This window comes from Cellulomonas sp. McL0606, assembly GCF_058248365.1.
In genome coordinates this window covers 876,627-897,756 of the sequence record NZ_CM177779.1, presented here as the reverse complement: position 1 = coordinate 897,756, position 21,130 = coordinate 876,627, and the positions used below count along the sequence as shown (strand labels likewise).

The 21,130-nt window shown below is 71.4% G+C and carries 16 protein-coding genes and 2 pseudogenes; 10 read left to right on the top strand and 8 right to left on the bottom strand.

Annotated features, from left to right (window positions below; translation table 11 throughout):
• The first annotated feature begins 2,040 nt into the window (after positions 1-2,040).
• From AC38ZX_RS04600 to AC38ZX_RS04580, 5 genes are all read left to right on the top strand, one after another.
• On the top strand, positions 2,041-3,261 hold the full coding sequence (locus AC38ZX_RS04600; RefSeq protein ID WP_491296502.1) for a multicopper oxidase domain-containing protein: 1,221 nt from the start codon (positions 2,041-2,043) through the stop codon (positions 3,259-3,261).
• Between the two features lie 105 nt (positions 3,262-3,366).
• Positions 3,367-5,349 (top strand): multicopper oxidase domain-containing protein, encoded by a 1,983-nt coding sequence (locus AC38ZX_RS04595; protein WP_491296500.1) that lies wholly within the window; start codon positions 3,367-3,369, stop codon positions 5,347-5,349.
• A complete protein-coding gene (locus AC38ZX_RS04590) occupies positions 5,346-6,371 on the top strand; it encodes a multicopper oxidase domain-containing protein (protein WP_491296499.1) in 1,026 nt (341 codons plus the stop codon). The genes AC38ZX_RS04595 and AC38ZX_RS04590 overlap by 4 nt, the downstream gene beginning before the upstream one ends.
• 28 nt (positions 6,372-6,399) lie before the next feature.
• The gene (locus AC38ZX_RS04585) at positions 6,400-6,936 is read left to right on the top strand and encodes a hypothetical protein (RefSeq protein WP_491296498.1); all 537 of its coding nucleotides are present in this window, start codon (positions 6,400-6,402) and stop codon (positions 6,934-6,936) included.
• Entirely contained in the window at positions 6,920-9,505 is a 2,586-nt protein-coding gene (locus tag AC38ZX_RS04580; protein ID WP_491296497.1) for a S8 family serine peptidase, read from the top strand. Before AC38ZX_RS04585 ends, AC38ZX_RS04580 begins: the two co-directional genes overlap by 17 nt.
• A gap of 154 nt (positions 9,506-9,659) precedes the next feature.
• Here the strand turns inward: AC38ZX_RS04580 and AC38ZX_RS04575 are convergent, their stop codons facing one another.
• The 5 genes and pseudogenes from AC38ZX_RS04575 to AC38ZX_RS04555 all read right to left on the bottom strand — a co-directional run bounded on the left by AC38ZX_RS04575 (position 9,660) and on the right by AC38ZX_RS04555 (position 15,371).
• Positions 9,660-10,571, bottom strand: a complete 912-nt coding sequence (locus AC38ZX_RS04575) for a CopD family protein (RefSeq protein WP_491297300.1) — start codon at positions 10,569-10,571, stop codon at positions 9,660-9,662.
• Between the two features lie 147 nt (positions 10,572-10,718).
• A pseudogene (locus tag AC38ZX_RS04570) lies at positions 10,719-11,584 on the bottom strand (copper resistance CopC family protein); the annotation flags it as partial.
• 368 nt (positions 11,585-11,952) lie between these two features.
• The gene (locus AC38ZX_RS04565) at positions 11,953-12,831 is read right to left on the bottom strand and encodes a tyrosine-type recombinase/integrase (RefSeq protein ID WP_491296496.1); all 879 of its coding nucleotides are present in this window, start codon (positions 12,829-12,831) and stop codon (positions 11,953-11,955) included.
• Positions 12,832-12,888: 57 nt separating this feature from the next.
• Positions 12,889-14,478 (bottom strand): ABC transporter permease, encoded by a 1,590-nt coding sequence (locus tag AC38ZX_RS04560; protein WP_491296495.1) that lies wholly within the window; start codon positions 14,476-14,478, stop codon positions 12,889-12,891.
• Complete coding sequence (locus tag AC38ZX_RS04555) at positions 14,475-15,371, bottom strand: ABC transporter ATP-binding protein (protein ID WP_491296494.1); 897 nt, start codon at positions 15,369-15,371, stop codon at positions 14,475-14,477. Before AC38ZX_RS04555 ends, AC38ZX_RS04560 begins: the two co-directional genes overlap by 4 nt.
• 83 nt (positions 15,372-15,454) lie before the next feature.
• Between AC38ZX_RS04555 and AC38ZX_RS04550 the strand changes: the two genes are divergently transcribed.
• Complete coding sequence (locus AC38ZX_RS04550) at positions 15,455-16,057, top strand: TetR/AcrR family transcriptional regulator (protein WP_491296492.1); 603 nt, start codon at positions 15,455-15,457, stop codon at positions 16,055-16,057.
• Between the two features lie 149 nt (positions 16,058-16,206).
• Here the strand turns inward: AC38ZX_RS04550 and AC38ZX_RS04545 are convergent, their stop codons facing one another.
• Positions 16,207-16,716, bottom strand: a complete 510-nt coding sequence (locus AC38ZX_RS04545) for a GNAT family N-acetyltransferase (RefSeq protein ID WP_426594667.1) — start codon at positions 16,714-16,716, stop codon at positions 16,207-16,209.
• Positions 16,713-17,087 (bottom strand): metalloregulator ArsR/SmtB family transcription factor, encoded by a 375-nt coding sequence (locus AC38ZX_RS04540; protein ID WP_491296491.1) that lies wholly within the window; start codon positions 17,085-17,087, stop codon positions 16,713-16,715. Before AC38ZX_RS04540 ends, AC38ZX_RS04545 begins: the two co-directional genes overlap by 4 nt.
• A 106-nt stretch (positions 17,088-17,193) precedes the next feature.
• On the opposite strand from AC38ZX_RS04540, the pseudogene arsM reads away from it, so the two are divergent.
• The 4 genes and pseudogenes from arsM (at position 17,194) to AC38ZX_RS04520 (ending at position 20,531) form a co-directional block, all read left to right on the top strand.
• A pseudogene (gene arsM, locus AC38ZX_RS04535) lies at positions 17,194-17,939 on the top strand (arsenite methyltransferase).
• A 189-nt stretch (positions 17,940-18,128) separates the two neighbouring features.
• Positions 18,129-18,932: a hypothetical protein gene (locus tag AC38ZX_RS04530; RefSeq protein WP_491296490.1), complete on the top strand. Its 804-nt coding sequence runs from the start codon at positions 18,129-18,131 to the stop codon at positions 18,930-18,932.
• 67 nt (positions 18,933-18,999) lie between these two features.
• Entirely contained in the window at positions 19,000-20,058 is a 1,059-nt protein-coding gene (locus tag AC38ZX_RS04525; RefSeq protein ID WP_491296489.1) for a DMT family transporter, read from the top strand.
• Positions 20,059-20,165: 107 nt separating this feature from the next.
• Entirely contained in the window at positions 20,166-20,531 is a 366-nt protein-coding gene (locus tag AC38ZX_RS04520; RefSeq protein ID WP_426594658.1) for a DoxX family protein, read from the top strand.
• Between the two features lie 6 nt (positions 20,532-20,537).
• Here AC38ZX_RS04520 and AC38ZX_RS04515 read toward each other — a convergent pair whose 3' ends face one another.
• A complete protein-coding gene (locus AC38ZX_RS04515; RefSeq protein ID WP_491296488.1) occupies positions 20,538-21,128 on the bottom strand; it encodes an isochorismatase family protein in 591 nt (196 codons plus the stop codon).
• Between the last annotated feature and the right edge of the window lie 2 nt (positions 21,129-21,130).

Here is a 21,130-nt window from a genome sequence, read left to right as displayed (position 1 = left end):
CGGCATCGTCAGCTGGACGCCGGGCTCAGGGGCCACACCGGACACGATCGTCATCCAGGTGCCCGCGCTCAGCGCCACGTTCCCGGCCGGGCAGAAGCAGCTGACGATCACGACCGCGAATGCGAACGGCGCTGTGTCCTCGGTCAACGGGATCACTGTGCACGCACTCGGCACCGGCGGCGGGGTGACCTACAACCCGCCGGTGGTCAACGTCGCCGCTCCACCGCCCGGTGCCGGCACCGACGCCCACGCGATCCAGCACGCGATCGACGGAGCGGCCGCGGGCAGCCTGCTCGTGCTTCGGCCCGGTGTCTACAACGAGAACGTCGTGCAGTGGAAGCCTCTGAAGATCCAGGGGCTCGGCGCCGGCGGCATCATCGGTGCCCACGAGCTGCAGGCACGCGACCCTGAGGACCCGCGCTTCAACATCGTCGGTTCCGTCATCGACGGCCGCTACTTCCAGCAGAACGCGACCGCCTACGACGCCACCGTCGCGGCCCACGCTCCGTACGCCGTCGATCCGACGATGCCGACAGTCCTGCGTGGTGCCGACCTGACGGTGGTGGCGCAGAGCGCGACCGCGTACAACGTCCCGGCCGGAACGGTCGGCGTCTTCAGCGCCGCCCGCACCGACGGTGTCGGACTCATGACCGGGCAGGGCGAGGGTGCCGGCGGCATCCAGGTCCAGGCCAACGCGAACAACCTGCAGGTCACCAACACGGTCCTCGAGAACAACAGCGGCGTGGTCGCCGGTGGCATGGCCATCGGCCAGCCGTACGCGCCCGCAAGCCACAACTACAACGTGCGCGTCTCCAACGACCGGTTCCTCGGCAACGGCGGCCTCACGCAGGCCGGTGGCCTCGGGATCTTCGACGACTCCAACAGCTACGAGGTCGCCAACAGCATCGTGTGCTCGAACTTCAGCGTGAACTACGGCGCCGGCGTCTCGCACATCGGGCTGAGCCCGAACGGCAACATCCACGACAACCAGATCTACTACAACGACGCCGTCGACTCCGGCGCCGGGGTCGCGATCGAGTCCGAGCTGCCGGTCGCCGGCGGGCTCGGGGCCGGCACCGGTCCCGTCAACGTGGACCGCAACCTCATCACCGCCAACTACAGCGGCGACGACGGCGGTGGGGTGTTCGTTCTCGACGCCCTGACCGCGGCGATCAACCTCCGCGACAACCTGGTGGTCGACAACGGTGCGGCCGACATCGCCGGCGGCATCATGCTCGACGACTCCTCCAACGTCCGGATCGTCAACACCACGGTCGCGAGCAACGTCTCGACCGCGTCGTCGGAGAACTCCGACGGCAACGCGCACTCGGCGGGCCTGGCCTCGGAGGCCAACGACCCGCTCTTCCAGGCGATGCTCCCCGCGGGCTCCCCGGACTTCTCGCGTCCGGCCGCGCTGTTCAACAACGTCTTCTGGAACAACACCGCGTACACGCTCGACCAGCCCGGACCCGGCGCGACGCTCGTCAGCCAGGGGGTCATCGACCTCGAGATCCACGGGACGACGAACAACGCCGACACGTTCACGCCGCGGTACTCCGACCTGACCAACGGCCAGATCCTCGGATCTGACGGCGTGCAGCGCCCGGTGCCGGCCGGACAGGGCAACCTGAGCTCCGACCCCCTCTTCGTGAACCCGATCGGGATCACGGCGGAGCTGGCCGTCACCGGGTCGCGGCTCGACCCGCAGACGGCGGCTGTGACCCTCACGGCCGGAGACCCACCCGTCGGGCTGACCAGCAACTTCCACATCACGGCAGGGTCGGGCGTGATCGACCGTGGCGTGCGCTGCTCGAACACCGCGTTCCCCGCACCCGCAGGCGCTCTGAACGCCTGCGCGGGCGGCGGCATCCAGGCGCCGACGCTGTCGCCTGCACTCGGTGGTCTCGGCGACTACGACGGCCAGTACCGCCCGCAGCTCCGGAGCCTGCGCGTCAGGACGCCGTGGGACCTCGGGGCCGACGAGCTCGTCGGAGTTCCGGTGGTCCTGCCGTGACCGACATCGTCGCCAGGGAGGGTGGGATGGAAACTCGCCAGAACGGCCTCGACCGGAGGGCTTTCCTCAAGTTCATGGGTCTCGGTGCCGTCGGCACGGTGGTCGCCGTGGACGTGCTGGGGCAGGGGTTGCTCGTCCCTGCCTCGGCCGCCACGACCGCGCTGTCGTTGATCGCGACCGACGGCTACATCAGCGTGCCCGGACGGGAGGGCAACCCGCTGTACATCTTCGGGTTCGTGCCGGTCGACCCGGGCCTGTCGGTCTCGCAGACGATCTCGACGTACAAAGGCCACGCCAAGCACACGGCTCCGACGCTCGACTTCCTGCAGAACGACGACATCAAGATCACGCTGACCAACATGGGCCTGAAGCAGCGCCCGGACCTGGTCGACTCGCACACGATCCACTGGCACGGCTTCGACGTGCCGTCACCTCTGAACGACGGCGTCCCCGAGGTGTCGGTGGCCGTCCCGATCGCGAAGCAGTTCACGTACTTCTACCGCCCTCACAGGGAGGGCACGTACATGTACCACTGCCACTTCGAGGACGTCGAGCACGTGCAGATGGGCATGACCGGCATCGTGTTCGTCCGGCCGCTCCAGGACGGCACGACCGTCGGCGGCTTCTCGAAGTTCGCCTACAACGACGGCGACGGCTCGACGGGCTACCACCGCCACTTTGCGATCCTCATGAACGAGCTCTGGCGCGACTTCCACGACGGCGACCGCGACATCCAGGAGACCATCGCCACCGACTACGACCCGCACTGGTTCACGCTGAACGGTCGGGTCTACCCGCAGACCCTGCTCCCGAACGACTCGGCAAGCCTGCCCGCATCGCTGCGGATCGGCACACCGAACCCCAACTACGACGGCGCGATCGACTACAGCCAGCCCAACTCGGCGCTCGTCCAGGTGAACCCCGGCGAACGCATCCTGCTCCGGCTCGCGAACCTGGGCTACGAGCAGAACGCGATGCAGCTGCCCGGGATCCCGATGCACGTCATCGGGCAGGACGCCTCGCTGCTGCGCAACGGCGGTGTCGGCGGCGTGGACACGTCGTACTGGACGAACACGATCTACATCGGACCGGGCGAGGCCCGGGACGTCCTCTTCGACGCTCCGGCCTACAGTCCCGCCCTGCCCTCGGGCTCGGACACGCGAGGCGTCTACAACGTCTACTACTTCAAGAACCGCGACTGGCGGAGCTCACCAACTTCGGAGCCCCTCCCGGCCCCGGCGGCATGATGACCGAGGTCCGCGTCTACCCGAACGCGCTTCCTCCCCAGACAGTCGTGAGCCAGACCTATGTCTGAGCGAGCGGTGGCCCCGCGCCACGGAGAGAAGTCAACGATGAGGCCACGAGCCCGGCGCGCCGCCGTCGTCGTCGCACTGGCCGCCGGGTTGGCGGTCGCTGCGCCACTGCCGGCCCAAGCCCTCCCGCCGGGCGCGCCCAAGACCGGGATGGTCTGCCTGGCTGGGACCGTCGTCGGCACCACGCGGACATTCGACCTGGTTGCCACGACCGGCTTCGTCGACACGCCGGACGGGAACAGCGTCTTCATGTGGAGCTACGGCAACGCCGACGCCCCGGACAGCGGCCGCTTCCAGACCCCAGGACCCGTGCTGTGCGCGACCCAGGGTCAGACTGTCGTCGTCCACCTCACCAACACGCTGCCCGAGCCCTCCGGGATCGTCTTCCCGGGCCAGGACTCGGCCGTGACGGCGACGGGCGGCAACCCCGGCCTGCTCACGAGCGAGGCCGCCGCGAACACCGGGACCGTCAGCTACAGCTTCACCGCGGGCAGCCCCGGCACCTACCTGTACGAGAGCGGCTCCGACGTCGCCAAGCAGGTCGAGATGGGCCTGTACGGCGCGCTCATCGTGCGTCCGACGATCGGCGACGGCTACGCGTACGACGCGTCCACGCAGTTCAACCCGGGCCGGGAGTACCTGCTGCTGCTGAACGAGATCGACCCTGACCTGCACCACGCCGTCGAGACGAACGGCACGTACGACCTCAACGCCCAACGGAACAGGTACTTCTCGATCAACGGCCGGCAGTTCCCGGACACGATCCGGGACAACGGCGACTCGGAGCTGCCCAACCAGCCGTACGGCTCGCTCGTGCGGATCCAGCCGAACACGCCGTCGAACAACCAGCCCGCGCTGGTGCGGATGATCAACGTGGGGCTGGCCAACCACCCGTTCCACCCCCACGGCAACCACACCACGCAGATCGCGCAGGACGGTCGCCTGGTGACCACGACCGAGCACTTCGGCGAGACGATCGCCTCGGGCCAGACCGAGGACTTCCTCCTGCGCTGGGACGACACCGACAGCTGGAACCCGACGACCAAGCCGTTCCCCGTGACCCCACCGAACTACCGGAACGTGTTCTTCAAGGACGGCAACACCTACTACAGCGGCAGTCCGTACCTGGGCTACAGCGGGACCCTGCCGACCGGGACCGTCTCGCAGAACATCTGCGGCGAGTGGTACTTCCCCTGGCACAGCCACGCACTGAACGAGTTCACGAACTTCGACCAGGGCTTCGGCGGGATGGGAACGCTGCTGCGGGTCGACCCGTCCGGCGGCTGCACCGCCTACCCGACGTCCACCAGCATCGTGGGTGGAACCCTCAAGAGCGGCGCGGTGTCGGCGCTCGGCGTCGACGACGCGACCTACTACCAGGTGAACCCGAAGGTCACGACACGGCCGACGGCGACCACCTCGACGGCCACGACGATCACGGTCGCGTCTGCGGTGGGGTTCCCGACCACCGGAACCTTCGACGTCCGCATCGACAACGAGGTCCTGGCGGTGACCGGCGGGCAGGGAACGACCACCTGGACGGTCACCCGAGGTCAGCTCGGTTCCACGGCCGCGGCCCATGCGACAGGCGCGACGATCACGGCCCTGGCGAACGACTGGTACGGCGCGTTCACGGGCGTGCCCGCCGGTGCCCAGAACCTCGCCGTGACCTACAAGGGCGCGAACTGCGCGACGACGACCGCCTCAAGCTGCTCGAGCCTGACCAGCAACCTCCCGCAGCAGACCGTGAAGATCTGCAACTGGACCGTGGGTGGAGCGGCGGGCTGCGCGACGTCCACATCGGCCGGCTGGGTGACCCTGTCGGCTCCGCCACTGCCCGTCGGATCGACCGACGTCAGTTCCTCATGGGCCTTGCCCAACCCCGCGGCCGCCTACATCGGCACGGGGGCGAACGCGGGGCAGATCCGGGTGCTCGTGCACTCGCAGCGCTACACGGCACCCTCGCCGACCGCCTTCTCGACCTGGGGGAACCTCCTCAAGGTCGTCTACGACGCGCCATGACCAGACCCGAGCTGACCTGGAGGTTGGCGATGCCTGCACGCACCCGAACGAGGATCGCGGCGCTTGCCGCGATCGTCCTGGCCGGCGCGGGACTCACCCTCGTGAGCTCGAGCGCGTCGGCCGCCACGAGGTCCATCGCGTTGTGCGCCACGGCGGGGACCACGACCCTGCCGGGTGAGGTCGCGCCGATCCCCATCTGGGGCTTCGGCGTGCCGACGACCCCCGGCGACTGCTCCACGGCGACGGCCAGCCTGCCCGGCCCGACCCTGACGGTCGATGAGGGCGACGTCGTCACGATCGCCGTGACGAACGCCCTGCCGACCGGGACGGCCGACGTACCGCACACCCTCCGGTTGGAGGCCCCAGGGATCGCGTTCGCCCCCGGAGGAACAGACGCGCCGATCAGCTCGACCGTGACCCGAACGTTCACCGCGAGCGCACCTGGGACGTACCTGTACGAGAGCGGTGGGGACGCCGGCCGGCAGGAGGCGATGGGTCTCTACGGTGCGCTCGTCGTGCGGTCCGCGACCGCCAACCAGGCCTACGACTCCGCCTCGACCGCCTACGACGTCGAGGCCCTGCTCGTGCTGAGCGCCGTGGACGCGGCGTTCAACGCGGCACCGGACACGTTCGACCTGCACGGCTACAGAGCCACGTCGTGGCTCATCGGCGGCAAGGCCTACCCGGGGACGGCGCCCATCATCGCGACCTCCGGCCAGCGTGTCCTGTTGCGCTACCTGAACGCCGGCTTCGACAACTCCACGATGCTCTTGCTCGGCATGCACCAGCACGTCGTCGCCCGGGACGCCCGACTGCTCGGCCACCCGATCGACGCCGTCGCGGAGACGGTCCCGGCCGGCGGCACAGAGGACACGATCGCCACGGTCCCGGCGACGCCGCCCCCGAGCACGAACGGCTTCCCGGTGTTCAACAGGCAGCTGCACGTGACCAACGGCCCCCAGGGTGGCTCGAGCCCGAGCCCGGCGAATGGCGGCGGCGCGCTGACCTTCATCCACCCGTGAACCTTCCCCGAGCGAACCGAGACGTCCCGTGACGAGCCAGACGACCGTCGAGCCGAGCGAGACTCCGACCTCGCCGAAACCCGCACGAGGCTCACGGTTGCTCGGGCTGCTCGTCGGCGCCGCGCTCGCAGCCGGGGTCGTCACGGCCGCGATCTGGCTGTCGCACGGCTCGCACCAGGACGCCACCGCGGCCGCCGACGCTGCGGTCCCGGTGTCGTGGGGCCGGGAGGCGGTCACTGCGGACGGGCTCGTCGCGCGGAGCGGGGTGCGGATCGTCGGGGTCACGGTCACGGGTGCGGGAGGCCTGGTCGACCTGCGGTACCAGGTCGTCAACCCGGACACCGCCGACGCCCTGCACGACCCTGCGAACCCACCGGCGGTCGTCGACGAGGAGACCGGACTCGTCGTCCACGACCTGTTCATGAACCACTCGCACAGCGGTCAGTTCAAGGCGGGCGAGACCTACTACCTCGTCTTCGAGAACCCCAACGGCTGGATCCACACGGGCAGCGTCGTCACGGTCCTGCTCGGGGACGCGCAGGTGGACCATGTCGTCGTCGGGTAGGAGGCGTGTCCTCGCGGCTGTCCTCGCACTGTCGCTGGTCGTCGTCGGCGGTACGGGTGCGGCTGCCGCCGAGACGGGCCGGGCAGCCGCCGGGTCGATCGATCCGGCGCTCGAGGCGCAGCTGGCCGCTGCCGGGCCGTCTGACCTGCTCGACGTCGCCGTCGTCCTCACCACGAGGGCGGACCTCAGCGCGGCACGCAACCTGAAGCGCAAGGCGCGGCTCGGGGCCGTCGAGCGCACCTTGCGGACGCATGCGGACCGGGCACAGAAGGGGGTCCGGGCGCTCCTCGCGGCTCGACAGGACCAGCACCTCGCCACGGACGTGGTGCCGTTCTGGATCACGAACGAGGTAGACGTGCGCGCCACGCCCGCCGTGGTCCGCGAGCTGGCTGCGCGCCCGGACGTGGCGTCCGTGCGGTCCACGTTCGTCGTGCAGGAACCCACGGTCGGAACGATCGCGGCGGCCGCCACCGTCGCGACGGAGCCGAACATCGAGCACGTCGGCGCTCCCGGGATGTGGGCGCAGGGATTCCGTGGCCAGGGGATCGTCGTGGCGAGCATGGACACGGGCGTCGACGCGACCGACCCGGACCTGGCGAGTACCTGGCGCGGCGGCACGAACAGCTGGTTCGACCCGAACGGCCAGCACCCCACGGTCCCGACGGACGTCAGCGGGCACGGGACCTCGACGATGGGAGTCATCGTCGGAGGCGCGGCCGGCGGCAGCTCGATCGGGGTGGCTCCCGCCGCGAGCTGGATCGCCGTGAAGATCTTCGACGACCGTGGCGCCGCGACGTCGACCAACATCCACCGTGGGTTCCAGTGGCTGCTCGACCCCGACGGCAACCCCGCCACCCCCGATGCCCCCGACGTCGTCAACGACTCGTGGACGATGTCCACCGCGGGCTGCTCGCTCGAGTTCCAGCCCGACCTGCGCGCCCTGCGCGCCGCCGGGATCCTGCCCGTGTTCGCGGCAGGGAACGAGGGTCCCCTGGCGGGGTCGGTCCGCAGCCCGGCGAACAACCCCGAGGCCTTCGCGGTCGGAGGAACCGACAACTCCGACGAGCTGTACGCCTCCTCCAGCCGCGGGCCCGCGGGCTGTGCCGGGGCGACTGCGCCGAAGTTGGTCGCCCCGGCCGTCGGCATCCGGACCACCGACCTGTACGGCACCTACCGGACCGCGGAGGGGACGTCACTGGCGGCCCCGCACGTGGTGGGCGCGCTCGCACTGCTGCTCTCCGCGTTCCCGGATCTGTCCGCGGACCGGCAGGAGAGCGCCCTGATCGCCGGAGCCGTCGACGAGGGACCGGCGGGCCTCGACGACGACACCGGCTACGGGCGGCTCGACATCGGCGCTGCCTACCAGTGGCTCGCGAGCACGCCCGACTTCACGGTCGCGGCAGCACCGGCGTCGATGACGGTGCCGGCCGGGGGTTCCGCGACCGTCAGCGTCTCCGTCGGGGCGTCGAACGGCTTCGCCGGGGACGTCGCCCTCTCCTTCGCGGGCCTCGGGTCGTCGCAAGGCACGGGGACGTTCTCCCCGGCCGTCGTGACAGGCGGGGTCGGCTCCTCGACCCTCGCGGTCACGACCGACCCGAGCCTCGCCCCGGGCACCTACACGCTCACCGTCACCGGGACGAGCGGCGCCCTCGCGCATGCGGTTCCGCTCACGCTCGTCGTCCCAGCGCCGCCGGGCTTCACCGTGGCGGCGTCTCCGACATCGTTGACCGCACTGGCAGGCGGCACGGCCACGTTCGCCGTGTCCGTCGCGCCGGTCAGCGGCTTCACCGGCGACGTCACTCTCTCGCTGGCGGGTCTGGCGGCGCCGTGGACCTTCTCCCCGTCGGTCGTCGCAGGCGCGTCCGGGACCTCCACGCTCACCGTGCCGCTCCCCGCGAACACCACAGCGGGCTCCTACCCCCTCACCCTCACCGGGACCAGCGGTGCGACGACGCGGACCACAACCGCCACCCTCATCGTCGCACCGCCGCCGGGCTTCACGCTCGGCGCGACACCCGCCGCACGGACGGTCAACGCGGGCAGCAGCACCTCGTTCACCACCGCCATCAGCGCACTGAACGGGTTCACCGGGGTCGTCACGCTCTCGGTGACCGGACTGGCCGTCAGCGTCGGGTCAGCGACGTTCGCCCCGCAGACGATCACCCGTGCCGGGAAGCGGTTCTCACGATCACCACCCCGACGACCGCTCCGGGCGGGACCTACGCGCTCACCGTCACGGGGACGAGTGGTTCCGTCGTGCACACCGCGAAGGTCTCGCTCGTCGTCGTCGCGCGCGACTTCTCGCTCTCCGCCACACCCAGCTCGATCACTGTCACCCGTGGCCAGACCGGTTCGTCCGTCGTCTCGGTCGGCGCGGTGGGCGGCTTCACCGGAGGCGTCGCGCTGTCGGCCACCGGGCTGCCGTCCGGGGCGTCGGCCACCTTCTCCGTCAACCCCTTGGTCACGAGCGGCTCGTCGACAGTCCGCGTCAGTACAACCTCTCAGACCCCGCGCGGCACCTACTCCGTGCGGATCACCGGCACCAACGGGTCGCTTGTTCACCAGGTGACCGTCACGCTGGTCGTGCGGTAAGAGCCAGGCGCCTCTCGCACACGTGCGTGCCTCGGCCGTCGGCTCGGCCGGCGAACACGTCGGGCCGGCCCGTGCGATGGCCGCAACCCGTCCCCCCGGTCGGTTGCACCCTGCCTCGATGCGGTCCGGCCTCAACGCCGGTTGTCGAGCGTGGCCAACGTGTCGTCCTCCACCCGCCGGTCGGCCTGCACCGGTGCCCGCTCCGACCGGACTGTGCGGGCTGAACGGCGGCGGACCGCGGCGAACACGAGTGCGACGACGACCAGCCCCAGCGCCAGCCCGTTCGCGTACGGGGCGAGCGGGTGTCCGACGGGCCGAGCGGTCGGCTCCTCCCCGGCCGGAGAGCCGACGTGCCACGTGACCGGGACGGCCACCTGCGCGCCGGCCCTGTCAACGACCGCCGTGACGGGGACGACGCCGGTCGCCGCGACCGCGGCGGTACCGAAGTACCGCCCGGGTCCGACCTCCCGAAGCCCCACCACGATGGGCTGCGCCCCGGTCGCGAGCTCCAGCCGGACGCCGTCGACGGGAGCGGGGGCGGGTCGTCGGGTGCTCACGACGCTCACCGTGAACCCGTTCGCGCCGGGCTGGCTCGGCGTCGCCGAGAGGGTGACCACCAGGTCTGCCAAAGACCCGCTGACCACCTGCGCAGGCGCCACGGTCGGAACACCCGGTGCTTCCCGTGGCGCGGTCTCGGCCAGCAGTCCCACGACAACCAGCAGAACCGCTCCGGCACCGGCCTCGACGGCGACCAGCCGCCGGGAGAGCGGCCGTGGGCCGCCGAGCAGCCGGGCGTCGTGCAGGCTGGTCGAGTTGAGCAGGCCGAGGGCGAGCAGCACGGCGACCATCCCGATCTTGGCCAGCAGCGTGTGACCGTATCGGGTCGTCAGCAGGTCGTGGACCGACTCGAGCTGCCGCCCCGCGCCGTACAGCCCGCTGACCAGCACGACGGTGACGCTCACCAGCAGGAGGCGGGTGAACGGCTGCCGGCACGCTCGGGCCAGCGCCACACCGCTCGCGCCGGCGGGATGCGGCCAGAGCATCACCGCGATCCCCCCGACCGTGCCGAGCCACAGGCACGCCGCCGCGATGTGCACGGCGTCGGCGCCGATCGTGATGGCGCGGCTCGAGTCGACGGCGGCTGCATGGCTGCCGAGCGCCTCGACCACAACGAGGGCGACGGTTCCGGCGACAGCCGCGACGCTGCGGCCGATCGCCGGGCCGGTCCGTGATCGCGCACCGACCAGGATGGCCAGCACGGCCAGCAGGACGAGCTCACGGGCGAGCCAGAGGTGTCCCCACCGCGTGGCGCCGAGCAGGCTGCCGACGGTCGACACCCACGAGCCGTCGCGTGGACGCAGAAGGCGCCCCTGCTCGACGAGGTCGGCGAGGCCCACCACCGCGCCGAGTGCCGCGGCGCCGATCCCCATCAGGAACAGCCGGTTCCGCGTGGTGCGCACCGTGACCGCCACCAGCGGCGGCGGTCCGGCGAGCCCCGCCACGATGCCTAGCACGGCCAGGGCACCGACGAGCGCGGCGAGCGCGGCGATCCGCACCCACTTCAGCAAGACGGCGCTCAGCGTCGGACCGGTGGCCGCGCCGAACGTCGGGGCGGGCGCGGCCGTGGGTGCTCCGACAGTGAACACGACCGTCCCGGACGAGGTGTGGCCGTCGTCCGCGGCCAGAACCTGCCACAGCACGCCGTAGGTCCCCGTCCCGAGCCGCGGCAGCGCCAGGGTGAGCACCTTCGCGTCGGCCCCGTGCTTGTTCCGGATGCCGCCGACCGTCGCACCGTCCTGGTCGACCAGGCGGGCCGAGCTAACGGTTGCGAGATCTCCTCGTCAAACCACAGCGTGACGGCCTTGGGGGCCTGCGCGACGACCGACCCGTTCACCGGATCGGACCGGAGGAGCAACGCGTGCGCCTCTGCGGCTGGGGCGCCGAGCGCGAGGATCAGGAACGCCAGCGCGGCGACCACCGAGACGCGACGGGGCGCAGACGTTCGCGTGGCGGCCGCGCCCAGACGGCCGCCCACGGAACCGATGGACGCGTCCATCCGCGTCGCCACCTTCCTGGTGATGGCCGTAACGCTAGAGGTGGACGCCCCACCGCGACGGTGGATGACGGAACTGTCACCGGACGGTCACCCTCCGTCCTGACCGGGACCACCCACGGCTGCGCAGGCGTCGTCGCCGCTCGGCGTCGATCGATGGTTGAGGACTGCCAGCGGATGGCCGCGCGAGAACACCGGCTGCACCGATCGCGACCCGCCGCGGTCATCAGGCCAGTAAGCAGGTCATCTTCGGACAGGAGGCGGTGTGGAGGAGGACGGGTCGGGCTCGGCGCCATCACCGCAGCCGGGCGGAGACAGGCGTAGCGGCGTGCATTCAGACCCCAACTACACCCTCATCTGCGATGAGGGTGTCAAGCCCTCGCTGCAACGGCGAGGTCGGAGAGCGCGTCGGCGATGACGCGGTCGCGGTCCGCCGCCGCGTGCTGGTACTTCATGGCCATCGTCGGCGTGGTGTGCCCGAGACGGGCCATCAGCTCGGCAACGGTCGCTCCCGACGCCGCCGCGAGCACGGCGCCTGTGTGCCTCAGACCATGAAACGTCAGATCCGGTCGGCCGGCGGCGGCCTTGGCCCGGTTGAACGGAGTTCGGAACCTGTGCGGCGAGAGCTGGACGTTCTGTCCCTCCTCCAGCGGGAACAGCAGCGCGTCCGGGCCCCTGGCGACGTGCTGGCGCAGGTGCGTCGCGAGCATCGGCAGCAGGTGCGGCGGGATCGCGACGTCCCGGGAACCCGCCTCGGTCTTCGGGGTGTCGACCACCGGCGCCCCGGTGAGCCAGGTGACACCCCGACGGATCCGCAGCACCCCGGAGGTGACGTCGACATCAGCGCGACGCAGCTCGGTCACCTCGCCGAAGCGCAGCGCGCACCAGGCGCCGAGCAGGACCATGGGGCGGAAGCGCTCGTCGACCGCGGCGGTGATCGCTTCCAGCTCGGCGAGTGACGCCGGACGGATGGGCTTGGCGCGCTTTGTCGATCCTGCGCCGGAGACTCGGCACGGGCTCGCAGCGATGAGGTCGTCCCGGTAGGCGGTGCCCAGGATGGTGCGGAACAACGCGTAGACGTGCGCACGCTCGGTGGGTCGGCCGGGCAGCAGTGTGGCGTGCCACGCGCGGACCGCGGCCGGGGTGATGTCGGCGAGCCTGACGCCGGCCCACGTGGGCATGAGCGCCCTACTGAGCTGACGGGTGTAGAGCGTGCGCGCGCCGCGTGCGAGGACATCCTGGCCGGGCACCCGGGCACCACCGTATCCACGGGCGCGCGCCGACAAGGTGGCCTCCGAACCGCCTCCTCACCGGGGGACATCCCTGCGCCGGAACCCGACCAGCCCGGCCACCACCAACCCGACCGTGACGGCGCACAGCCACGCGATCGCCGAGCGGTTCGCCGCTTCGATCGGGAGTCGGCCGATCGCGTGCAGGGGTGAGATCGAGCGCATCCACTCCGGCAGCGACAACGCCTCGCCCAGCAGCTCGACCAGTGCGACGTACGCGATCGCGGCCCAGATGGCCGCCGTGGCACGAGGAAGTGCACCCACGAGGAGGACTCCGAACGCGCCGATCACGAGCACCGCCGGCAGGTACTCGACGCTCGCGTGCAGCACGCCTCCACCCCCGCCGCCGGTCGATCCAGCGACCACGGCCGCCAACCCGGCACCGCCTGCGAGGCCGACGACGCACGCACCGAGCACGACCGTCGCGCTGTGGACGCCCAGCCAGCGGACCCGCGGGACCGAGGAGGCCAGGACGGGCTCAAGACGCCCCGCGGTCTCCTCGTCCCGGATGCGCCCGATCCCCTGGGCGGCGCACCCGATCGCCATCAGCACGACCAGGACCAGCACGAAGGACACGTACCAGTCCGTAGCCCCGCCGGCGCTCCCGTTGCCGAACACGTCAGCGAGCGACGGGTTCGCGTTGATGACCTCCGCGATGTCATCCGTGAAGATCCCGAACACCGCTCCGACCGTGGCCGCGCCGAGTGCCCAGGCGACGATGGACGGGCCGTGCCCACGCACGGCGAGTCCGATCGGACGGGCGAGCGGGCCGGACGCGCGGCCCGGGCCGGGGCGCGATGGCACCAGCGCGGACCCGAGGTCGCGACGAACGACGAGCGCCAGCCCAGCCCCGACCAGGGTCGCCGCCGTGCCGTAGGCGACGAGCAGCGGCCACCACCGCGGGTCGTCGGCAAATGCTCGGGTCTCCTGCTGCCACGCCAGCGGGGACAGCCATTTCCATCCGTTGTCCTTGACGTCGCCGATCGCGCGCAGGACGTACGACGCGCCGAGGACGAGCAGGCCGACGCCGATGACGTCGGAACCCCGCCGGACGAGCTGGCCGACGAACGTGGCCAGGCCGGCGAACACGGCTCCGAGGCCGACGATCGAGAGGGCGTACAGGCCTGCGTCGTCGAGCCCGACCCCGTACGCCAGGAGCGACGCGACGATGCCCAGCCCGACCAGCACCAGGACGCCGAACGTCACGATCAGCGCGGCCAGCCAGGGCGCACGCGGGCCGACGGAGCGGGAACGCAGCAGCTCCAGCAACCCGGACTCCTCCTGTGCCCGGGTGCCGCGCGTGACCAGCAGCAGCCCGAGCAGTGGCACCGCGATCGCCGCGATGAACCCGAACTCGTTGGCGGCGACACCGCCGAGCGTCGTCGCCCCGTAGGGCGTGCCGTTGATCGCGGCGAGCGCCGGGTCGGAGCCGATGGTGTCGCCATACGTCTGCAGGAGCTCGGGCGTGGGGTACGTGGAGTCGATGGCGGAGACCGTCGCGGCATAGGTCGCGACCGACGCGACCACCCACACCGCCAGCGACACCCAACCCGTGCGCAGCTGCAGACGCAGAACGACCCCGAGACCGCCTCGGCGAGCATCGCTCACGCCGGCTCCTCCTCGTACGCGCTGAGGAACAGCTCGTCGAGGCTCGGCGGCCGCACGGTGAGGGACTCCAGGCCCGGGCTGAGCAGGGGGCGCAGGACGTCGTCGAGCGCCGCGGGATCGACCGTGAACATCAGGTCGTTGCCGTCGACCACCAGGTCACCGACGGCTTCGTGCCCGGACATGTCGGGAGCGGGTCCTCGCGTGACGGCGTGCACCGACGTCCGGGCCACCTTGCGCAGCTCAGCGACGCTCCCCGACAGCACGGTCCGCCCACGGCGGATGATCGTGACGTTGTCGCACAGCGACTCGACCTCGCTGAGGATGTGGCTGGACAGCAGCACGGTCGCGCCGTCGGCCGCGCGCTCCCGGACACACTCTCGGAAGACCTCCTCCATGAGCGGGTCGAGGCCCGACGTCGGCTCGTCGAGCACCAGCAGATCGGCCGGCGCGGCGAAGGCCGCCACGAGCGCGACCTTCTGCCGGTTGCCCTTGGAGTAGTCGCGCACGCGCTTGGACGGGTCGAGGTCGAACCGCTCGAGCAGGGCGGCGCGACGAGCCTCGTCGAGCGGCGCCCCGGGCGACCCGAGCACGTCGATGCACTGGCCGCCTGTCAGCTTCGGCCACAGGTCGACGTCGCCGGGCACGTAGGTGAGCCGCCGATGCAGCCGGACAGCGTCACGCCACGGGTCGGCCCCGAACAGCCGAGCCTGGCCGCCGGTGGGCCGCACGAGCCCGAGCAGGATGCGGATGGTCGTGGACTTCCCGGCCCCGTTCGGCCCAAGGAATCCCCGCACCTCCCCTGGGGCGAGCGTCAGATCCAGACCGTCCAACGCCCGCACCCTGCCGAAGCGCTTCTCGAGCCCCCGCACATCGATGACGAGATCGCTTGCCACTCGAGCCTCCCGGTGGATACTGGCAGCCACTGCCAAATGACAGTAACTGCACGAAACGATCCGATGGAACCTCGAGGGGCGGCATGACGGGACTCAGGGAGCGCAAGCGCGTCGCGGCGATGGTGCAGATCCAGCGCACCGCGCTCGACCTGTTCGCCGACCGCGGCTACGCCGAGGTCTCGGTGGCCGAGATCGCCGGCGCCGCGAACGTCGCCGAGCGGACGGTGTACCGCTACTTCGGCACCAAGGAGATGCTCGTCGCCTACGACCCGCGCGACATCGCCGCGATCGACACCATGGTCGCCCTGGCGGCCGAGCACGGCCTGCTCGAGGCAGCCCGGCGCACCGTCGCCGACCTGCCGGACGTGGCGGCGACCGCCGCCGACGGTCGGCGCGCGATGACGCAGCTGCGTCTCCTGACCGCGGAGCCGGCCTTGGCAGCGGCGTTCGCGATGGTCGGTCACACGCTCGGGGACGCCCTGGGTTCGCGGACCGCCGCCGCTCGGGGGCTTCCTGCCGACGACCTGGCCTCACGGGCCCAGGCCCGCGCGCTGATCGCGGCCCTCACGGCCGCCGTCGAGGACTGGTACGCGCGCGACGGCAGCACCGACCTGCGCGCTTTGCTGGTCGCGGCGCTCGACGCGGTGGGTCGTCTCGGGCAGGTGCCTCACGGACGAGCGTCCTAGCGTGGGTGCCTGCAGCTCGCCGTCGGGCTGACCGTGGTGAGCGTCGGCCCCGAGGTGGACGCTCAGGGCTACCGCACCGGGACGTGCGGGATGCAGAGCGCGATGGATACGGCGACCGTTGGCAGCCCGAAGCGCAACCACCCGGGAGGTCAGAGCCGCTTCTCGACGAGGACGACGTCGCGCCAGCGGCCGGCAAGCGGCCCGTAGGTCATCTGGCCGAGCCGCTCACGCGTGCCCACGACCCGGAACCCGACCGCAGCGTGGACCGCGAGGCTGGGGATGTTCTCGGGGAAGATGCCGGACTGCACGGTCCAGACGCCGCGTCGCTCGGCGTTGGCGAGCAGGCCCTCGAGCAGGCGTCGACCGGTCCCGCGGCCCCGGACGGCGGGGGCGACGTACACCGAGTGCTCGATGACGCCGGCATAGGCGCAGCGGTCGGAGACGGCCGAGGCGGCGGCCCAGCCGACGACGCGGCCTAGCTCGTCGAGCGCGACGAGCCGGTGGTCGGCGAGCTTGCCGGCGTCGAACGCCTCCCAGGTCGGCGGTCGGGCCTCGAAGGTCGCGTGCCCCGTCGCGATGCCGTCCGCGTAGATGCGTTCGACGTCGGACCAGTGGTCGGCCGTGAGCGGCGTGATCGTGAGTGCGGACGCATCGGTCATGCCGAGGCTCCCGCCGTCAGATGCGTGCCCAGCTGGTGCGTGATCGCGTCGAGTGCGCCGGGAACGAGCGCGTAGTACGCCCAGACGCCCCGCTTGTCACGGCTCACCAGGCCGGCATCGACCAGGACCTTGAGGTGGTGGGACACGGTGGGCTGGCTCAGCCCGACGGGCTCGATCAGGTCGCACACGCACGCCTCGGAGCCCTCGTGCGCGGCGATGAGCGACAGCAACCGGAGCCGGGCCGGGTCCGCCAGCGCCTTCATCGTCCGCGCGAGGTCCATCGACGCCCGCTCGGTGATCGGCGCGCGCGCGAGCGGGGTGCAGCAGGCGCTGTCGGTCGTGCCGATCACGGGAAGCAGGTCCAGCGGCATGGGCCCAGTCTCGCGCAGACATCCATGGTTGTCGATATTGACAGACGTCGATGGATTGGGCCAGGTTACGTATCGACGGTTGTCGATACGTGAGGAGGCGGTCGAGATGGACGACATGCGTCAGCAGGTGCGGCGGCGGTATGCGCTGGCGGCGGTGCAGGGTGGCGACGAGGGATGCTGCAGCGCGGGCGTGTGCGCTCCGGACTCGATCGTCGTCGACGAGAAGTTCGGGGCCGGCCTGTACAGCGCCGCCGACGCGGTGAGCATCCCGGCGGAGGCGCTGGCGGCCTCGCTGGGCTGCGGCAACCCGTTGGCCGTGGCCGGCTGCGGGTCGGAGAGCGGGTGCTGGACCTGGGGTCGGGTGGTGGCATCGACGTGCTCCTCTCTGCGCGCCGCGTGGGCCCGGACGGCTTCGCCTACGGCGTGGACATGACGGACGAGATGCTCGACCTGGCCCGCGCGAACGCGACCAGGGCGGGAGCGACCAACGTGGCCTTCCTCAAGGGCACCATCGAGGACCTGCCGCTGGGTGATGCGGAGGTCGACGTCGTCATCTCCAACTGCGTGGTGAACCTCTCCACGGACAAGACTGCGGTGCTCGCCGAGGCGTTCCGGGTGCTCGTCCCCGGCGGCCGCGTCGGCATCTCCGACGTCGTCGCCGAAGATCACCTGACGGCCGAGCAACGTGCTGAGCGCGGTTCTTACGTCGGATGCATCGCGGGCGCCCTGTCCCGGAGCGAGTACCTCGACGGACTCGCGCTGGCCGGCTTCGCCGACGCCGAGGTCAGCTTCACCCACGAGGTCGCGGACGGCATGCATGGCGCCGTCGTCCGCGCCCGCAAGCCCTTCTAGGCGCCACCGCGCACCCGGACCTACCGTCGACCGCGACCAGAAGATGGCTCGCCGACGACAGCGGCAAGCATCCGAGCACGCCGCGGATCTCGGGTGCTTCATCACTCTTCCGGGGCTGTCGACCGGGCGCCGGCGGGCGTACGTTGCGCCTGACCGGCGGCCGAGGGACGCCAGAAGGGGGCGACGACGATGCGTTCGGTCCCGCTCCTGTGCGGCGCGGTAGCCGCGGTGCTCGTGCTGGCGCCGTCCGCCGCGTGGGCCGGCGAGGCGAGTCCCACCCCACCGTCGGCCGTCGTGGCCGCGCTCGAGCCTGGTGGGACCGGGTTCGAGGATGCCGTGCGCCTGGGTGCGAGCAACGAGACGGGTGCGGTGGACGTCCGGACCATGAACGCCCTCAGAGACTCGGCGTCGTTCGGCACGCCCCGTGGGTACTTCTACTACTGGGAGCCGACGTCGAAGGAATCCACCGCCGAGAGGTTCACGGACGCGGACTTCTCCCTCGACCCGGGCGAGATGTGGCTCAGCGTCGAGCTCCAGTCGGGCACCCCGTGGTCGATGATCGCGCTCGAGAACGACGGGACGATCATGGGCGTCGGCGGCTGGACCCCGACGGAGCTGACGGCGATCGACGCCCTTCCGGCGGACTCCATCATCGTCACGGACGGCCGGTACGGGGAGGCGTACGCGATCAGCGGCGACCACCGGACCATCTCGGCCCTGAACGACGCCGGATCGGCCTTGCTCGGTGCAGCAGCGGCCGACGCACCCACATTCCGCCAGCTCAAGGCGCAGCAGGCATCGATGCTCGTCCACGAGAACGGTCCGCCGGACGCCGTCGGCGGCGGACCCTCGTCGCCAAACGCCTCGTCCGACGGGGTCCTGCTCGCGATTGCGATCCTCGCCGGGGTCGCGTTGCTCGCCTGGGTCGGGTCGATCGTCCGTCGACGACGACCACACCGGCCGGTCCTTCGCTCGGAGAACGACGCCGTGTAGACGCGCGTTCGTCGCCACGTGGTCACCGGCTGCCTCGCGACCCTCCGAGGTGGGCGACGATGGAGTGGTGATCGAGACGTCCCGCGGAGTGCGCAACGTCGGCGTGCGTGCCGCGTTGCTGTCCGCGGTGCTGTTCGGGGCGAGCGCGCCGCTCGCCAAGCTGCTGCTGGGCGAGGTCAGCCCGTGGCTGCTCGCCGGGCTGCTCTACGTCGGCGCGGGCCTGGGCATGTGGATCTGGCGTGGCATCCGCCGAGCGCCAGCAGTCAGGCTTCCTCGTCGGGAGGTGCCCTGGCTGGCGGGTGCCGTGCTCGCCGGCGGGATCGCCGGTCCGGTGCTGCTGATGTTCGGCCTGTCGTCGATGCCGGCGTCCGGCGCCTCCCTGCTGCTCAACGCGGAGGGCGTGCTCACCGCGGTGCTCGCGTGGGTCGTCTTTCGCGAGTCCACGGAGCGTCGGGTCGTGCTGGGCATGCTCGCGATCGTCTCCGGCGCCGTCGTCATCGCCATCCCCACCGGACAGGCGCAGGTCACCAGCATCTGGCCGGCGCTGGCGATCGTCGGCGCGTGCGCATGCTGGGCGCTGGACAACAACCTGACCCGCAAGGTCTCGCTGACCGACGCGACCTGGCTTGCCGCGGTCAAGGGCTCGGTCGCCGGTCCGACCAACCTCGTCGTGGCCCTCGCACTCGGTGCCGCCCTCCCGGGGATCGCCACCACCGCAGCAGCGATGTCCCTGGGCTTCGTCTCGTACGGACTGAGCCTGGTGCTCTTCATCGTCGGCCTCCGCCACGTCGGGACCGCGCGCGCGGGTGCCTACTTCTCCATCGCGCCGTTCTTCGGTGCGGTCCTGGCCGTCGGGCTCGGCGACCCGGTCACGTGGCAGCTGCTGCTCGCAGGCGCACTGATGGCGGTCGGAACCTGGCTGCACCTCAGCGAGAGGCACGGGCACGAGCACACGCACGCGTCCGTGACGCACGAGCACTGGCACACGCACGACGACGGCCATCACGAGCACCAGCACGACGAACCCCTGTCGCCCGGTGTGCGGCACCGCCACCCGCACACCCACGACCTGGTGACGCACACCCACGAGCACTACCCGGACGCGCACCACCGGCACACGCACTGACACCGGCAAGGTCGTCATGACGTTCTGACCGTCTGAGCGTGGGACGCCCGGGCGGGCTACCCTGCCCGGGCGTCGCGCACGCCCACCCCACGACCGAGGAGCACCACGTGACCGTCGCCTACTGGATCATCGCCGGCCTGCTGGCGCTGCTGTACCTCTGGTCGGGCGGCATGAAGATCGCGCGCAGCCGCGCGCAGCTGCAGCCGATGATGCACTGGGTCGACGACATGCCCATGCCTGCCGTGCGCGCCATCGGCGTCGCCGAGGTGCTCGGTGCGATCGGCCTGATCGTGCCGCCGCTGACCGGCATCGCTCCCGCGCTCGCCCTCGCGGCCGCGATCGGGCTGCTGATCCTGCAGCTCGCCGCGACCACCTTCCACCTGCGGCGCGGCGAGAAGGAGAACATCGGGCTGAACATCGGTCTCGTGGTGGTGACCGGCGTGCTCGTGTGGCTGGCGACGATCTGGCTCTGACCGTCGTCACGACGAGGTCGTCAGCTCGATCCCCGCGCGCGCGAGCTCGGTCAGCGCGGCGATCGCGGTCGGTGCGGCGACGGCCGCGGTGAGGTCGGTGAGCACCGCGGCGCCGAAGCCTGCAGCGGACGCGTCGAGGGCCGTCGCGCGCACGCAGTGGTCGGTCGCCAGCCCGACGACGTCCACCCGCGTCACGCCGCGGGCCGACAGCGCGGCCGCCAGGCGCACGCCGTCCTGGCCGACGATCCGGCCCGAGAACCCCGAGTAGTCCTGCCGGGACTCGCCCTTGACCACGTGCACCGCATCGGCGGGCAGCGACAGGAGCCGGTGGTACTCGGCGCCCGGGGTGCCCGCGACGCAGTGCACCGGCCAGGTGGTGACGAAGTCCGGGTCGCCGTCCGCGGCGAAGTGGCCGTCGTTGGTGTCCGGCGGCGGGGCGTGCCAGTCGCGGGTGGCGACGACGACGTCGTACGTGTCGCCGGTCCGCGCGAGGTACGCCGAGATCGCCCCGGCGACGGCCGCTCCCCCGGTGACGGCCAGCGAGCCGCCCTCGCAGAAGTCGTTCTGCACGTCGACCACGATCAGTGCCGTGCCCATGT

Excerpts from the sequence above, each read along its gene's own strand:
- AC38ZX_RS04600 (WP_491296502.1), top strand. The coding sequence starts at position 2,041 with ATGGAAACTCGCCAGAACGGCCTCGACCGGAGGGCTTTCCTCAAGTTC.
- AC38ZX_RS04595 (WP_491296500.1), top strand. The coding sequence starts at position 3,367 with ATGAGGCCACGAGCCCGGCGCGCCGCCGTCGTCGTCGCACTGGCCGCC.
- AC38ZX_RS04590 (WP_491296499.1), top strand. The coding sequence starts at position 5,346 with ATGACCAGACCCGAGCTGACCTGGAGGTTGGCGATGCCTGCACGCACC.
- AC38ZX_RS04580 (WP_491296497.1), top strand. The coding sequence starts at position 6,920 with ATGTCGTCGTCGGGTAGGAGGCGTGTCCTCGCGGCTGTCCTCGCACTG.
- AC38ZX_RS04575 (WP_491297300.1), bottom strand. The coding sequence starts at position 10,571 with ATGCTCTGGCCGCATCCCGCCGGCGCGAGCGGTGTGGCGCTGGCCCGA.
- AC38ZX_RS04550 (WP_491296492.1), top strand. The coding sequence starts at position 15,455 with ATGACGGGACTCAGGGAGCGCAAGCGCGTCGCGGCGATGGTGCAGATC.
- AC38ZX_RS04545 (WP_426594667.1), bottom strand. The coding sequence starts at position 16,716 with ATGACCGATGCGTCCGCACTCACGATCACGCCGCTCACGGCCGACCAC.
- AC38ZX_RS04540 (WP_491296491.1), bottom strand. The coding sequence starts at position 17,087 with ATGCCGCTGGACCTGCTTCCCGTGATCGGCACGACCGACAGCGCCTGC.
- AC38ZX_RS04530 (WP_491296490.1), top strand. The coding sequence starts at position 18,129 with ATGCGTTCGGTCCCGCTCCTGTGCGGCGCGGTAGCCGCGGTGCTCGTG.
- AC38ZX_RS04515 (WP_491296488.1), bottom strand. The coding sequence starts at position 21,128 with ATGGGCACGGCACTGATCGTGGTCGACGTGCAGAACGACTTCTGCGAG.